We start from the raw sequence: 14,562 nt of genomic DNA on the forward strand, positions 1-14,562 counted from the left end.
TGGTGATTATTTCTGATTCTTGTGATCCACGTTTTGAATCTCCAGACTGAAATTTGAAAAAGCGCACGTTTTGCTATGGAACCGGTTGTAGTGGCAATAACTTGGCGTACGCTGAAACCGGTTGCAAAAATTATTATTACATTTAAATCATTCCAATAATGAAACAAAAGGTGATCGCATGGCCTCAGCAATTAGAGATTATGCCCAACTCGCAAAAGACATTCTTAATGAAGTAGGCGGGCAAGAAAACGTCAAAGATTTTTCACGTTGTGCAACACGTTTGCGCTTGATTTTAAAAGAAATACCAGAAGGGGCTAAAGAAAAAATTAACCAAATGCCAGGTGTCATTACTGTGGTTATCAGTAGTGGTCAATTCCAAGTCGTTATCGGGACTCACGTTGCCGATGTCTATGGCGCAATGGGAAACTTGGTCGATAAAAGTTTGTTAAGTGAAGGCGAACAAAAAACACGTGTTCTTGATGCGGTCATTGCGTCAATGTCGGCTATTTTCGCACCGCTATTATTCATTCTAGCCTCCGCTGGTATTTTGCAAGGCTGTCTTATCGTAACGAAACATTTTTTCCCGGCAGTTGTGACATCAGGTACGTTTGAAGTATTGAACTTTATGTCATGGACTCCGTTCTCATTTTTGCCTGCGTTTATTGGTTTTACGGCAGCGAAACATTTTCGTTGTAACCCATACATTGCCGTATTGTGTTGTTGTGCGCTAATTAACCCAAGTTGGGCTCAAATTGCCGGACAAATCGCCAATGGGGAAGTGTTCACTTTCTTAGGTTTGCCGCTAGCGAAGACTGTGTACACATCATCGGTATTACCTCCTATTTTCTTAGTTTGGGCACTGTCTTATGTTGAACGGTATACCAAGCGCGTGCTTCCTGATGTCGTGAAAGAGTTGTTCACTCCACTTGTATGCATGGTGATCATGGTGCCTGCAACACTGGTTGTGATTGGTCCAGTGACCAGTGGCGCTGCTGCTGCCATCGCTGTGGGTTATAACTGGCTGTATACGACTGCACCTTCTATTGCTGCCATTGTGGTTGGTGGTGTTTGGCAGGTCTTGGTTATCTTCGGTATCCACTGGGGAACGACCCCTCTTGTCTTCGCTAACTACGAACAATTTGGTAAAGATTCATTCCAGGTTTTCCAAACTTGTGCGGTTGTTGCTCAGATGGTTGCCGCGTTCGCTTGTGCTTACAAATCTAAAAACAGCACTGTGAAGAAAACCGGTTATTCTGCTGGTATCACTGCCATCTTTGGTATTACCGAGCCAACGCTATACGGGATTACATTACGCTTTAAAAAACCATTTGTGTGCGGTTGTATCGGCGGCGCTGCTGGTAGTTTAGTGTCGAGTTTATTTGATACTCACTACTACGTGTATGCGGGACTATCAAGCATCATCACAACTGTGAACGCGATTACCACAGAAAATCCTTATTCATTTATCGGGATGATGGCTGGTGTCGGTGTCACCATCGTAGTGACCGCTATTCTTGTCTTTGTCGTCGGGTTTGAAGACCCAGCAGAAGAAAGCACAGCGGAAACCACCACAGCATCACAACCTGCACAAAGCACGACCACTGCTAATGGTCAGCCAGAAACGGTCACACTCGCAAGCCCAGTAAAAGGCATTGTTGTCCCGCTGAATACGGTAAACGATGAAACTTTCTCACAAGGTCTATTGGGTGAAGGTGTGGCGATTAAACCTGAAGAAGGGTTGGTGACTGCACCATGTGATGCCGTTGTTTCTTCTGTGATTGAATCTAAACACGCTGTTGGCCTGACCTGTGCAAACGGTATGGAATTATTAATTCACGTTGGCCTAGATACCGTCGCGTTGAAAGGTCAGTATTTCGATACTTTGGTTGAACTTGATCAACCTGTTAAGGCGGGTGAGCCTCTAATTCGTTTTGATAAAGAAGCGATAGAGAGTGCTGGTTATGATGTCACCACGCCATTCATTGTTCTGAACAGTGATGAGTTCAAACTCAACATTTTGGATGAAAAAGAACATTCTGTTGAGATGGGTGAACCCGTCATTCAAATCGCATAGGAGTTGTTATGAGTAACGTTTTTCCCGAAGGTTTTTTATGGGGTGGTGCGGTCGCTGCACACCAGCTAGAAGGTGGCTGGGATCAAGGGGGAAAAGGCGTCAGTATTATCGATGTGGTAACGGCTGGTGCTCATGGTAAGCAGCGCCAAATCACGGATGGTATTGTTGAAGGCGAGTTCTATCCAAACCATGAAGCGATCGATTTTTATGGTCGATATAAAGAAGACGTAAAATTGTTCGCAGAGATGGGGTTCAAATGTTTTCGTACTAGCATCGCTTGGACACGCATTTTTCCTAATGGTGATGAAGCAGAGCCAAATGAAGCTGGCTTGCAGTTTTACGATGATCTGTTTGATGAACTGTTGAAATACGGCATCGAGCCAGTGATTACACTAAGCCACTTTGAAATGCCTTACCACCTTGCTAAAGAATACGGTGGTTGGTTAAACCGTAAGGTGTTGGACCTGTTTGTTAAATTCGCTATGACTGTCATTGAGCGTTACCAGCACAAAGTGAAATACTGGATGACGTTTAACGAAATCAATAACCAAAAACATACAACGCCGGATATTTTTGGCTGGACATGTTCAGGGATTCGTTTATCTGAGCAAGAAAAACCGGAAGAATCGGTTTATCAAGCGGTGCACCATCAGTTTGTTGCCGCTGCGACAGTCGTGAAACAAGCTCATGAATTAAATCCTGAGCTGCTCGTGGGTTGTATGTGTTCAATGGTGCCTTATTATCCTTATTCATCGAATCCGGATGACGTCATGTTGGCCCAAGAGTCGATGCATGACAGGTTCTATTTCTCTGATGTGATGGTGAAAGGTCACTACCCAAGTTACGCTAAGAAAGAGTGGCAACGTAAAGGGTATAACATCGTCATGGCTGAAGGGGATGAGCAAATCCTTAAAGAGGGTAAATCGGATTATCTAGGATTCAGCTACTACATGTCTAACACCGTCAATTCAGCGGCAAATAATACCGATGGCGACAGTGTTGATGGGAGTAGTGCTCATTCAGTGAAAAACCCATACCTAAAAGCAAGTGATTGGGGCTGGCAGATCGATCCCGTTGGTTTACGCTACGTGCTTGCAACGCTATACGAACGCTATGAGGTGCCTTTGTTCATTGTCGAAAACGGCTTCGGTGCGGTCGACAAAGTCGAAGAATCTGGGGAGATCAATGACGATTATCGTATTGACTATCTACGTTCGCATATTGAAGAAATGGGTAAAGCGGTCAGTATCGATGGTGTTGACCTAATGGGATACACGCCATGGGGTTGTATCGATTTAGTGTCGTTTACCACCGGTGAAATGAAAAAACGTTACGGCTTTATCTACGTGGATAAACATGACGATAACACCGGAACACTGGCTCGTTCACCGAAGAAATCGTTCTACTGGTATAAAGATGTGATTCAGAGTAACGGGGAGGTTCTCTGATATGACATCTTTCTGAGCCGGTTATCCGGCCGGCTCAGTTTTTCTCAACTTTTTGGTAATAGGTCGTTTGGGTATCATCGTTTTCGTTTAACGAACAGTTAATTGCACAGGATGTTTTGTGTTAGATTGAAAGCAAGTTGAATATTTAACTGCTGCTCAATAAGAAAAATAGAGCGGTGTGGGCTAGAGAGTTACTATGGTTACCATGTTAGATGTTGCCAAAAAGGCAGGTGTGTCAAAATCGACCGTTTCGCGCATATTAAGTGGCAGTGTTGCTGTTAGCGAAAAAGCCAAAGAGGCCGTGTACCAAGCCATTGAAGAGACGGGTTACAGACCCAACTTATTAGCGCGCCAACTGGCGACGAAAAAGACCAGTTACATTGGCTTCGTCATGACGAACGTGCTTTATGATGGGCCTTATTTTTCCACAATTGTATATAACGCAGCATCTTTCAGTGAAAGTAATGGTTATCAGCTTGTACTTGCCGATGGCAAGCATTCGGCCGAAGAGGAACGAAACGCCATCAACTTTTTACTCGATATGAAATGTGCGGGTATTGCTGTTTATCCAACTTATCTCTCTGAAGAAGAGATGGGACAAATTATTGAGCAGTCTGAAACGCCAATTATTGTGATAAACCGCCATGTGCCGAGTCATCCAGAAATAGCCTTTGTTGCGGACCACTACCAATGCGCAGTCGATATGATGGAATATATTATTTCTCAAGGCCACCAACATATTGCTTTTATTCGTGGTACTAAGGGGTCTTCCTCTGGAGAACAACGTTTTAAAGCCTATAAAAATGTGCTCGAACGCCATCAAATCCCCTTCAATGAACAGCTTGTCGTGCAAGGTGCGTGGCGACCAGACGATGGTTACGAAGGCGTTAAAGAGCTAACGGCGCGCAAACAGACAATGACCGCTATTTTGGCGGGTAACGATGAAATGGCGTTCGGTGCCATGAAAGCGCTTAATGAATTAGGCTTTCGTATTCCCCAAGACATTTCGATTGCGGGTTTTGATAATATCGCGATGAGTAATTATGTGACACCAGCATTAACGACGGTGGGCATACCTTTTGATCGTATTCTACAAAAGGGCATTCTCTATTTGATTGGTGATGAACGTCATTCCGATGTTATCGACTTAAATTGTGATTTAATTATTCGAGATTCTGTTTGCCCACCACATCAATAACTGTATGAGTAGTAACAGCAACAAAGGCCACTCTACGTTGCTTTATGTAAACATAGTATTTCAATAAAAAGTGATGAAGTACTCATTTTAGCTCACTGTTTCCATTTAGTCTGGTCAATTCACATGCAGTGGAACCACTGCTGCAAAGCCGGAGGAGATAAAATGAAACCCACCATCATTGTCTATCGTGAACTGCCTGAACCGGAAAAAGTACGGTTACAATCTCATTTTCATATTATTGAATTTAAAGAATTAAGTAGTACTGATGATCCGCAGTTTATTGAGGCGTTAAATACGGCAGAAGGCTTAATTGGTGCCGGGCTGCCATTAAAAGCCGATGTATTAGATAAAGCGCCTAAGCTCAAAGCGCTTTCAACCATTTCAGTGGGAACTGACGCCTTTGATCTCAACTATTTGGGCAAACGTGGTATTCCTCTTATGCACACTCCGACTGTGTTAACGGAAACCACCGCCGACACGATTTTCACTCTCATTCTGGCTAGTGCACGCAGAGCGGTGGAGCTTGATAAGTTTGTGCGCAGTGGGCAATGGCAGTCGAGTATTGGCCCAGATCTGTTCGGCAGTAATGTGCACGGAAAAACATTGGGCATTTTAGGTTTAGGACGTATCGGCAGTGCTGTCGCCCGCAGGGCTCATCACGGCTTTGGTATGCGTATTCAGTACTACAATCATAGTCGTAAAGCTGAAGCTGAGGCGGAATTTGACGCACGTAAGATGTCGTTAGATGAGTTGTTACGTACGTCTGATTTTGTTTGTTCGGTATTGCCTTATGTTCCAGAGACACACCATCTGATTGATGAGCATGCATTTGCGATGATGAAAGAGAGTGCGTTCTTTATTAATGGCGGCCGTGGCAAAACGGTAGACCAAGCTGCGTTAGTGAATGCGTTAGAACAAAATGTCATAAAAGGCGCGGGGTTGGATGTGTTTGAACAAGAGCCGCTGCCAGCGGATTCACCATTAATGACGCTCGATAATGTGGTTCTGCTTCCTCACATCGGTTCAGCCACACATGAAACGCGTGATGCAATGGCACGATGCGCAGTCGATAACCTAATTAGTGCGTTAAATGGCGATATTTCAATTAATTGTGCTAATCAGTCACAGTTAGAAGTGCTAGTTTAACGTAGCATTAAGCTGCGTGGCCTCTGCCCCAATGAACGGGTAAGAGGCCGAATGCATCTTGGTTATGCCTGTGGTTCACTGTGTTTGGAACTAAAACAGCTGACTCGGTTTCGTCCACACTCTTTCGATTCATATAACGCCATGTCGGCGCGTTGATAGGAATCTTCTGGATGCGAGGTGAGCTCACTAAAACCAATACTAATGGTGATTTTGTGATGATGCTTGTTACTTATCATCACACGAACGCGATCAAGAACTTCTTGAGCTTCTTTTAAATCAGTATGTGGCAGAATCACTGCGAATTCCTCACCGCCAATACGAGCGATAAAATCAGTTTCGCGTACTGCTGTTTTGATGGTATGTGCCACCGATTGGATCACATGATCACCATACGCATGCCCCTTGGTATCATTGATCACTTTGAAATGGTCAATATCACAAATCGCGAAACACGCCTTGTATTGATCTGGATAGCGTTTGATATGTTGGCAATGATAACGAAAAACTTGGTCGAATTTACGGCGATTAGGGATATGGGTCAAAGAGTCGCGTTCGCTCTGTTCGCGTAATTTATTCTCTAGTACTTTACGCTCAGTGATATCGACAAAAGAAGCAACATAATAACGAATATCACCGTGATCATCGACGATCGTTTGGATTCGCAACAGCTCAGTCAGCAATTTGCCATCTTTACGCTTATTGGTGACTTCTCCTTCCCAAAACCCTTGTTGTTGGATGTGGTTCCACATCTCTTTGTAGAATTCTTTGGTGTGAAGTCCAGAAGCAAACATGGAGGGATGTTGGCCTTTGACATCATGAAGTTGATAACCACTTAAACGAGAAAACTGTGAATTGACTTTGATGATGCGATTATATTTGTCGGTAATCACCAAGGCAGACATCCCTTCCATGACGGTAAGCGCCAATTTACTTTCAATGGTTTGATGATTATGTTTCCGGTTCCAGGTTAAAAAGAAGACCGCTAACCCACCCATTAAAGCGATGATCGTTCCGACTTGAGTTAAAACGGAAGCATAGCGTTCATTTTCTTTCTGCTCGATTTCCCCATGGCCAATGCTATCTAACAAGTAGATGTCCTCAAGGTGAGGCGACAAAATGTGTAATGGTACGCGTACAAAACTATACCAACCTAGCTGAGTTTTAAACGAGCCAGAATCAGCCTGCTTTATGTTGTCCCAGACGCTGGGGGAGAGGGTCTTCAAATTTTGATAACCAATCTGGTCGTTCTGATCGCTGTTTGTATTCAAAACAGCCGTGTGGATATCACTAATTAGATAATTACCATGACTATCAATAACTTCTGGGGTCGATAAGTTACTTTGTTTGATTAAATTGTCATAGATCTGATCGACATTGATATCAGCGAACAGATAACCCCGTTTTTGGCCGCCTGATTGCAAAGGCGTCACTAAATGCACGCGAGAGGTTTTATTTGCTTCTTGGGGTAAGGAGATAAGAATCGTTGAGGAGTGAATAGGCAGAGCTTGAATTTTTTTGAATATTTCTTTTTGGTTGATGTTTATCAACTGATTTTGTGGCGTGATATGGACATTGGCATCATCCATATAGAGATTAATCAACTGAAGACCTTGCAGGTTCAACAAAGAAATACTTTCTAATGAATTTTGCGAATAGAGTAATGCTCGCCAGAAATCTTCTAACACTTCGATATTAGTATTGTTAGGAGAGTTGATAGCGCGCTGCAGAATGTTGCTGTCAGAGAGAATGTGAAAGGTATCCAGCATGCCTTTGGTTGATTTAAGCAAATTCTGCTTACTAAACTTTAACTTGATTCCATGTTCCGATTGGACCATTGAGTAAATACTACCCGTGACCTCTTGAAACTGCTTATAGAAATATAGACAAGGCACAATGCTTAGAACAGCCCAAATCATCATGAATTGGCCAAAATTTTTGAACTTCAGTAATGAAAACATAACCGCCTTGTGTGTCATTTTAACGGTGTAATTAAATAGTGATGCGTGCGTATTAGATGGATAAATGCAACATTTTAACGTTGAAGCGTCAGAACTCCCTAACTTTGCGCTAAAAATGCGTGAGGTTCACTAATTGCGCTGAAAAACATCAGTTTTTACTCATTTAATGTAGAGCATTTACAATGTAAAGTTAGACTAAATTGAACGATATTGATAGTAGTTTTATTGCATATTATGACACCACTATCGGTTACATCTCACAAATTTGTGGCTTACTTCACCTTACTTGAAGAAGATATTTAGACAGACATAAAACTCTCGCCAATACTTGCCTATATATTTCCTCTAGTGTCAATAAGGAGTTAGTAGAGGATGAAGAAGATGATTATGCTACTTCTGCTTCTCCTGGGGTTAGGGGGGGCCGGAGCTGGCTACTACATGTTTTATTATGCTCCCGAACATGGCTCTATATTTGACATGTATATTTCGGTGGGTAAAAAACCTGAAGCCGCACCGCCGGTTAATCACGCGGCGGTAGAGGCCAAAGATGATATGTCCAATCCAGAGATTATGGATTACTACGTTCATGACGAAATGCTGCCTATTCGGCGCCAACCCGTAATAAGCTCGTTTATTGAAGGGCATTTGTATCGTGGAGATAAAGTCCATTTATTGGAAAAACGCAGTGGATGGGGGCGTATCTCGGAGTATTTCGTTTATCAAGAAGGAAAACCAGCGACAGCCAAATGGGTACCACTTGATGGACTGCATGTTAATCCTCCTAATATTACGTCCGCAGAGCGACGCAAAACAATATTAAGCTATATTGAAAAATCTGATGACATCGAAAAATACCAAGAGACTTTTGTCAAAACGACTGACGACTTACTGAATAAGGATCGTTGTAAGCCAGATGATTTTAAAGAAATTGGTGGTTGGGTACGCTCGGTCAATTTTGAAAATGAAGATGTTTACTTTGTTTATTGCGGTGGAATGAGCAGGGTAAACAAAATTTATTTAAATGCTCAATCAGGACAAGTATTTGAGCCCGACAATCAGTAAATAGCGTGGTGGTATCTGTACGATTACACTGATAAAAGGCACATTAAATTATCATTTTTAATGATAAAATGTTAACAAATGGCCTCAATTCACATTTTTTTTAATAATTTATCCCTTCCTATATACACAAATGTCAATTTATAGCCTATTCGTATAATACTCCCTTAGAATTAGAGGGAGTATGCTTGCAGCACGATTTATTGTGTTTAATTCTTGAATGTGGAGTAACGGGTGTTACGAAAAACGAGTAAACCAGTGACCAGTTTTGTCGGGAAATCGATGTCATTTGTCATCATTTTGGGGCTATCAATTATGGTTTATTCGGTCATCACTCTATCGTCTTCTTTAGATGACGCTCAGCTGATTAATCACTCAGGATCGATGAGGACACAAACCTATCGATTGGCCATGGATATCGCGCAAAATTCTGGCAAAACTCAGCAGCATATGCGTGAGTTCGAACGGATACTGTATAGCCCCGCAATGCGTAAATTAGACAGTTGGACGATACCGAACGATATTCGTAATGATTATCACCGCCTCATTATCCAATGGAAGAGCTTAAAGAGCATGTTACAAGGTCACGAAAGAACGCAGTTTTTGGATAATGTTGAACCATTTGTTCAGCAGTTGGATCGATTCGTTTTACAACTGCAAAATTACAATGAAATAAAACTTAAACGCTTAGCTTGGGTGGGTTTCATTTGCTTGGTGGGTATTTTACTTATTTCACTCTGGGTCGTGCGGTATATGGGTAAAAATGTCGTCGCCCCACTCGGACAGTTACTTAAGGCCAGTGAAGATATTAAGTTTGGTTCTTTCAATATTAAGCTCAATACCGATTTACCGAATGAATTAGGGATTCTGGCAAAAACGTTCAATAGTATGGCCAGTGAATTAGGGAAGCTGTACCGCGGGTTGGAATTGGCCGTTGATGAAAAAACCAGACGCTTAAGGCAAGCAAATCAATCGCTTCAAGTGCTGTATCAATCATCGCAAGAGCTGTCGGCTTCGAGAATTAAACTTGATAACTTTCAAGCAATGCTACATCACTTCACTACTTTAGAAGGGGTTATTTCGGCAGAGCTAGAGGTGGTAGATACTGGCGGGAATAGCCTGACATTACAAGATGGTTTGACTTGTCAAAAGTTCCCTCATGAACAAGAGCTGACAGTCGATGGCGAAATAATTGGCTATTTACGTTGGAAAGAAGGGCTGCCATGTCCCGAACGTTCTTTTATCAATAGTTTCAGCCGAATTTTTGGGCGAGCTATTTACTATAATCGTGCTCAAAAACAAGCTGATCAACTGCTATTACTTGAAGAGAGGGCAACGATTGCCCGTGAGTTACATGATTCACTCGCTCAGTCTTTGTCTTATTTGAAGATCCAGATGACGTTATTAAAGCGCATCATGAGTCAGGTAGAGGATCAAGAGATTCAAGATAAAACATCCCCAGTGATGTCAGAATTAGATACGGGGCTTTCAAGCGCTTATAAGCAGCTTAGAGAATTGTTAACCACGTTCCGTTTAACGCTCAAAGAAAGCAATTTCGGTGAAGCGCTCAAGGAAATGGTCGAGCAGTTAGATTCGCAGACAGACGCAGAAATTGTACTGATTAATCAGCTATCTTCGCTGGATATTGATGCTCACCGCCAAGTGCATATGATTCAGTTGCTGCGAGAAGCCGCGATTAACGCGATGAAACACTCACGATCAGACAAAATTGTTATTTACTGTGGGGAGCAAGATGGAACTGTGCTCGCTTATGTAGAAGATGATGGTATCGGTTTTTCTGAACCTGCATCTAGAATAAACCATTATGGGATGAACATTATGTATGAGAGAGCGCAAAGGCTAGGAGGGCAGTTACAAATAGACTCACAGCCGAATGAAGGGTGTAAAGTCACGCTCACTTATCAATTAGAAAAGGAGAAAAACCTTGACCACGTATAAAGTGATGCTCGTCGATGATCATCCACTCATGCGCCGAGGAATACAGCAATTACTTAGTATAGATCCAGAATTTGAAGTGATTGCTGAGGCGAGTAGTGGTGGTGAAGCAATCGCGTTAGCGCGCAACGATGAACCGGATATGATTCTGCTCGATTTAAACATGAAGGGCATGTCGGGTTTAGATACACTCAAAGCGTTAAGAGCGGATGAGTGTAGTGCGACTATCGTTATTTTAACCGTATCGGACAACGCCGGCGATATTGAAGCACTGATTAAAGCTGGGGCAGACGGTTATCTACTCAAAGATACTGAGCCTGAGCAGTTAATTGAGCTGCTAAAGGATGCGGTGACCGGAACTAAGGCATATAGTGATGCTGTCTTGCGTTACTTAAGCCTGCGTCGCGATCGCCGTGATGTGTTTGATACGTTAACTGATCGTGAAGCACAAATCCTAGGTGAGGTGGCGAAGGGCTTTCGTAACAAACAGATTGCTGACCGCTTATTTATTTCCGAATCCACGGTTAAAGTGCACATGAAAAGCTTGTTGAAAAAACTGCAGGTTCCATCGCGAACTGCAGCAACCGTGTTGTATCTAGAACGGTATGGTGACTTAAAGTAATTCATTCCATCCTATACGAAGTAATCTCAAGATGTAGGATTAAGATAAAGATAGTGGCTCTCTCCATAGGGATGTGGAGAGGGGCTATCTGTTATTTCCCTTAACAATGCAACAGCCTCTTATGTTGAGCTCTTATTCAACTGCACTCACTTTAGTTAAGTAAAATTACAATATATTAAACTGGTTTATTTAAATTTATTAGAATTAAAGACTTTTTATTTACCAGCAAGTCGGATTCTTCGTCGGATATTTTGCATTTTAGAGTTTATTTAATAATATGGACAAGGACTTAAATCCTTACAGGACGTTATAAGGACTAATAAATGGAAATTAGAGCCGCGGAATACCGCGATTATGAAAATATCGCTAAGCTCCATGCGTTGAGCTGGCGTACCCATTACCATGGTATTTTGGGTGAAGAGTATCTTGAAAACGAAGTGTTAGAAGATCGCCTCCTTATCTGGCAGACTCGCCTAACCAATCCCCCTTTTAACCAGCATATTGTTCTGATTGAAGAACAAGATGAACTTCTTGGCTTTATCTGCGTGTTTGGTAATCATGATTTTGATAAAGGAACCATCATTGAATCGCTGCATGTTGCGCCAAAGCATCGTGGTAAGGGGTTAGGTAAATTGCTGATCCAAGAAGCACTAAAATGGGTTGATCACTATTTTGCTGATTCTGGTGTGTATATCGAAGTGATGGAAGAAAACCATCAAGCGGTTGATTTTTATGATCACATTGGTGGAATTCACCAGCTAGAGCGAGCATGGAAAGCACCATGTGGCCATACTATTCCAGAGTTTATTTATACCTGGGAAACGCCCAAACAACTTGCTGAAGCTGTGCATTGATTCTCATCAACGGCTATTGTAAGAACACCCATATCTTTGAAAGGTATGGGTGTTTCTGTATGATGGGTAAGGAATACATGACAAGGGAAACAGTGGCAACGATGAATATTGATTTTGAACGTTACAAAGGCTTAATTTTCGATATGGATGGTACCTTGCTTGATACAATGCCAAACCATGTCGCTTCATGGAAATTAGCCGCAGAGCATTTCGATTTCCCTTTTGATGGACCTTGGTTAAATAGTATGGGCGGGATGCCGAGTGTTAAAATTGTCCCGAAAATTAATGAGCGTTATGGCAAGCAGTTTGATTCCAAAGCTGTCGCTGATTATAAAATGGAACGCTATGCAGAAATGCAACATCAAGTCACTTTGATTGCGGATACTAATGATGTGTTAAACCGTTACTTGGGTAAAAAGAAAATCGCGGTCGGCACAGGAAGCCAGCGTGATAGTGCCACTAGATTACTAACCCAAGCCGGTATTTGGGACAAAGTCGATACGTTAGTCAGTGCGACCGACGTAAGCCACCATAAACCCCATCCAGAGACGTTTCTGACCGCGTGTGATGAGCTTGGTTTATCATCTAATGATTGTGTTGTGTTTGAAGATACCCTATTGGGGATGCAAGCCGCTCATGCTGGTGGTATGGATTGTGTGTTAGTCACCGCGCAAGGGTTAGAGTTTCATCCTGTCTCAATACCTTAATCTTTTCGCTGAGCGTGCCGATACAGTTTTTAGTACGAAAAAGGGAGCATTTGCTCCCTTTTTGTCATTCGTGTTGTGCTTACTTTTGAATTGCCAACAGTTCGACGTCAAAAATAAGGGTTGATGACGGTGGAATAGGGCCTGTGCCACTTTTTCCATAAGCAAGCGTACTTGGAATATAAAACCGCGCTTTTTCACCCACAACCATCAGTTGTAGTCCTTCTTGCCAACCTTTAATAACCTGTTTCACGCCGAATACGATCGGTTCGTTACGCTTATAAGAGCTATCAAATACGGTGCCGTCGATTAATCGGCCCTCATAATGCACCTTAACTTTATCACTTGCTGTCGGGTGAATATCCCCAGTCCCTGGTTCTAAAATTTCATACTGTAATCCGCTTTGGGTCGTATGAATTCCTGCTTTGTGCTGATTTTCGGCAAGGAATGCTTGGCCTTTTGCGAAGTTGACTTCCGCTAATTTATGATTGTTCCATGTACGGTAAATAAAAAAGCCCGCAAGAATGAGAACGATTAAGGGCAACACAATTTTAGACATAAAGTAATACTCAAATTTGTTAAGAGGTTCTCTTAGCGACATATATCAATACTGAATTATTCGCAAGAAGCCATAAACTTGGCTAAATTTTGGATAGCAGTTTAGCGATTGACGAGAAGATGTAAAGCGACCTATGTGGTTCAATATCCCAATCACAAACAATCGTGATCATTACCCCCTATAAAAGCGTCAGATTGAAGGTAATGAAAATGGTGTTACGTGAAAGAGGGGACGGGGAATTAATTCAAGATGATTAGGGTAAGGTAATAATTTTTCGTAAAGTTTTCTAAATTTGGCCGATATAAATTAAGTAATCCATCAATGAGTGGCGAGTTTGATGAAGTATTTATTTCTTTTATTGTCTGTAATCCTAAGTGGCTGTAGCTCTTTGGGCATGGATAATTTTGATTCTTTGACCAAAATGATGAGCGGGAGCAAATTGGATGTGGCCCCTAAAGATGCTTCTGCTGTGCGTAATCCTGATTGGGGGACACCGCCAGTCTCACAGCAACAAGTGACTCGCCCTGTGGTTGTAACAAACTACAGTAAATTAATTCGATTTCTGCAGCAAAACCATATTGATTACAAAGTGATACCTGGTAAATACATGATGGTATATATCGAAGATACCATCCACTTTAAAATTAACTCGGATAAGGTACTGCCAAGATCGTATCCATGGATGCAGAACCTCAGTTATTTTCTTGCTCATAATCCAGCCATTACCGTGGTTGTGAATGGTCATACCGATACGACCGGAACTTACGCGTTAAATGATAATTTATCTGAACGTCGTGCGAAAAGTATTCAACGTATGCTGCGCCAAATGCAAGTGCCTAAAGAATCAATCTATACGCGTGGTTATGGCGAATATATTCCTGAATGCACCAATCTAACTCGCAGCGGACGACAGTGTAATCGCCGCGTCGAATTACTCTTTATTGTCGATGGCACAGCGTCTTAGATAATTTGGTTCCCTATTAG

The 14,562-nt window shown here is 42.2% G+C and carries 12 protein-coding genes; 10 read left to right on the top strand and 2 right to left on the bottom strand.

From position 1 onward, the window contains the following. The first annotated feature begins 178 nt into the window (after positions 1 to 178). The 4 genes from I1A42_RS18355 (at position 179) to I1A42_RS18370 (ending at position 5,866) form a co-directional block, all read left to right on the top strand. Positions 179 to 2,074, top strand: a complete 1,896-nt coding sequence (locus tag I1A42_RS18355) for a glucose PTS transporter subunit IIA (RefSeq protein WP_161154284.1) — start codon at positions 179 to 181, stop codon at positions 2,072 to 2,074. A gap of 8 nt (positions 2,075 to 2,082) precedes the next feature. Continuing rightward, on the top strand, positions 2,083 to 3,522 hold the full coding sequence (locus I1A42_RS18360; RefSeq protein WP_196124328.1) for a 6-phospho-beta-glucosidase: 1,440 nt from the start codon (positions 2,083 to 2,085) through the stop codon (positions 3,520 to 3,522). Positions 3,523 to 3,718: 196 nt separating this feature from the next. Then, on the top strand, positions 3,719 to 4,720 hold the full coding sequence (locus I1A42_RS18365; protein WP_196124329.1) for a LacI family DNA-binding transcriptional regulator: 1,002 nt from the start codon (positions 3,719 to 3,721) through the stop codon (positions 4,718 to 4,720). Positions 4,721 to 4,882: 162 nt separating this feature from the next. After that, positions 4,883 to 5,866 carry a 2-hydroxyacid dehydrogenase gene (locus tag I1A42_RS18370; protein WP_196124330.1) on the top strand — a complete coding sequence of 328 codons (984 nt, stop codon included), beginning with the start codon at positions 4,883 to 4,885 and terminating at the stop codon, positions 5,864 to 5,866. Between the two features lie 62 nt (positions 5,867 to 5,928). Here I1A42_RS18370 and I1A42_RS18375 read toward each other — a convergent pair whose 3' ends face one another. After that, on the bottom strand, positions 5,929 to 7,824 hold the full coding sequence (locus tag I1A42_RS18375) for a sensor domain-containing diguanylate cyclase (protein WP_196124331.1): 1,896 nt from the start codon (positions 7,822 to 7,824) through the stop codon (positions 5,929 to 5,931). A gap of 372 nt (positions 7,825 to 8,196) precedes the next feature. Here I1A42_RS18375 and I1A42_RS18380 point away from each other — a divergent pair, with 372 nt between their 5' ends. The 5 genes from I1A42_RS18380 (at position 8,197) to I1A42_RS18400 (ending at position 13,022) form a co-directional block, all read left to right on the top strand. After that, on the top strand, positions 8,197 to 8,886 hold the full coding sequence (locus tag I1A42_RS18380; RefSeq protein WP_161154279.1) for an SH3 domain-containing protein: 690 nt from the start codon (positions 8,197 to 8,199) through the stop codon (positions 8,884 to 8,886). 231 nt (positions 8,887 to 9,117) lie between these two features. Continuing rightward, the gene (gene narQ, locus I1A42_RS18385) at positions 9,118 to 10,842 is read left to right on the top strand and encodes a nitrate/nitrite two-component system sensor histidine kinase NarQ (protein WP_161154278.1); all 1,725 of its coding nucleotides are present in this window, start codon (positions 9,118 to 9,120) and stop codon (positions 10,840 to 10,842) included. Next, positions 10,829 to 11,461 carry a response regulator gene (locus tag I1A42_RS18390; RefSeq protein WP_196124332.1) on the top strand — a complete coding sequence of 211 codons (633 nt, stop codon included), beginning with the start codon at positions 10,829 to 10,831 and terminating at the stop codon, positions 11,459 to 11,461. The genes narQ and I1A42_RS18390 overlap by 14 nt, the downstream gene beginning before the upstream one ends. A 323-nt stretch (positions 11,462 to 11,784) precedes the next feature. Continuing rightward, positions 11,785 to 12,315, top strand: coding sequence for a GNAT family N-acetyltransferase (locus I1A42_RS18395; protein WP_161154276.1), 531 nt, complete (start codon positions 11,785 to 11,787; stop codon positions 12,313 to 12,315). Positions 12,316 to 12,392: 77 nt separating this feature from the next. Beyond that, positions 12,393 to 13,022 carry a beta-phosphoglucomutase family hydrolase gene (locus I1A42_RS18400; protein ID WP_230389659.1) on the top strand — a complete coding sequence of 210 codons (630 nt, stop codon included), beginning with the start codon at positions 12,393 to 12,395 and terminating at the stop codon, positions 13,020 to 13,022. A 79-nt stretch (positions 13,023 to 13,101) separates the two neighbouring features. Here the strand turns inward: I1A42_RS18400 and I1A42_RS18405 are convergent, their stop codons facing one another. Further along, positions 13,102 to 13,578, bottom strand: coding sequence for an FKBP-type peptidyl-prolyl cis-trans isomerase (locus I1A42_RS18405; protein WP_196124333.1), 477 nt, complete (start codon positions 13,576 to 13,578; stop codon positions 13,102 to 13,104). A 337-nt stretch (positions 13,579 to 13,915) separates the two neighbouring features. Between I1A42_RS18405 and I1A42_RS18410 the strand changes: the two genes are divergently transcribed. After that, positions 13,916 to 14,542, top strand: coding sequence for an OmpA family protein (locus I1A42_RS18410; RefSeq protein ID WP_161154274.1), 627 nt, complete (start codon positions 13,916 to 13,918; stop codon positions 14,540 to 14,542). The last annotated feature ends 20 nt before the right edge of the window (positions 14,543 to 14,562 follow it).

This window comes from Vibrio nitrifigilis, assembly GCF_015686695.1.
GTDB classification, from domain to species: Bacteria; Pseudomonadota; Gammaproteobacteria; order Enterobacterales; family Vibrionaceae; genus Vibrio; species Vibrio nitrifigilis.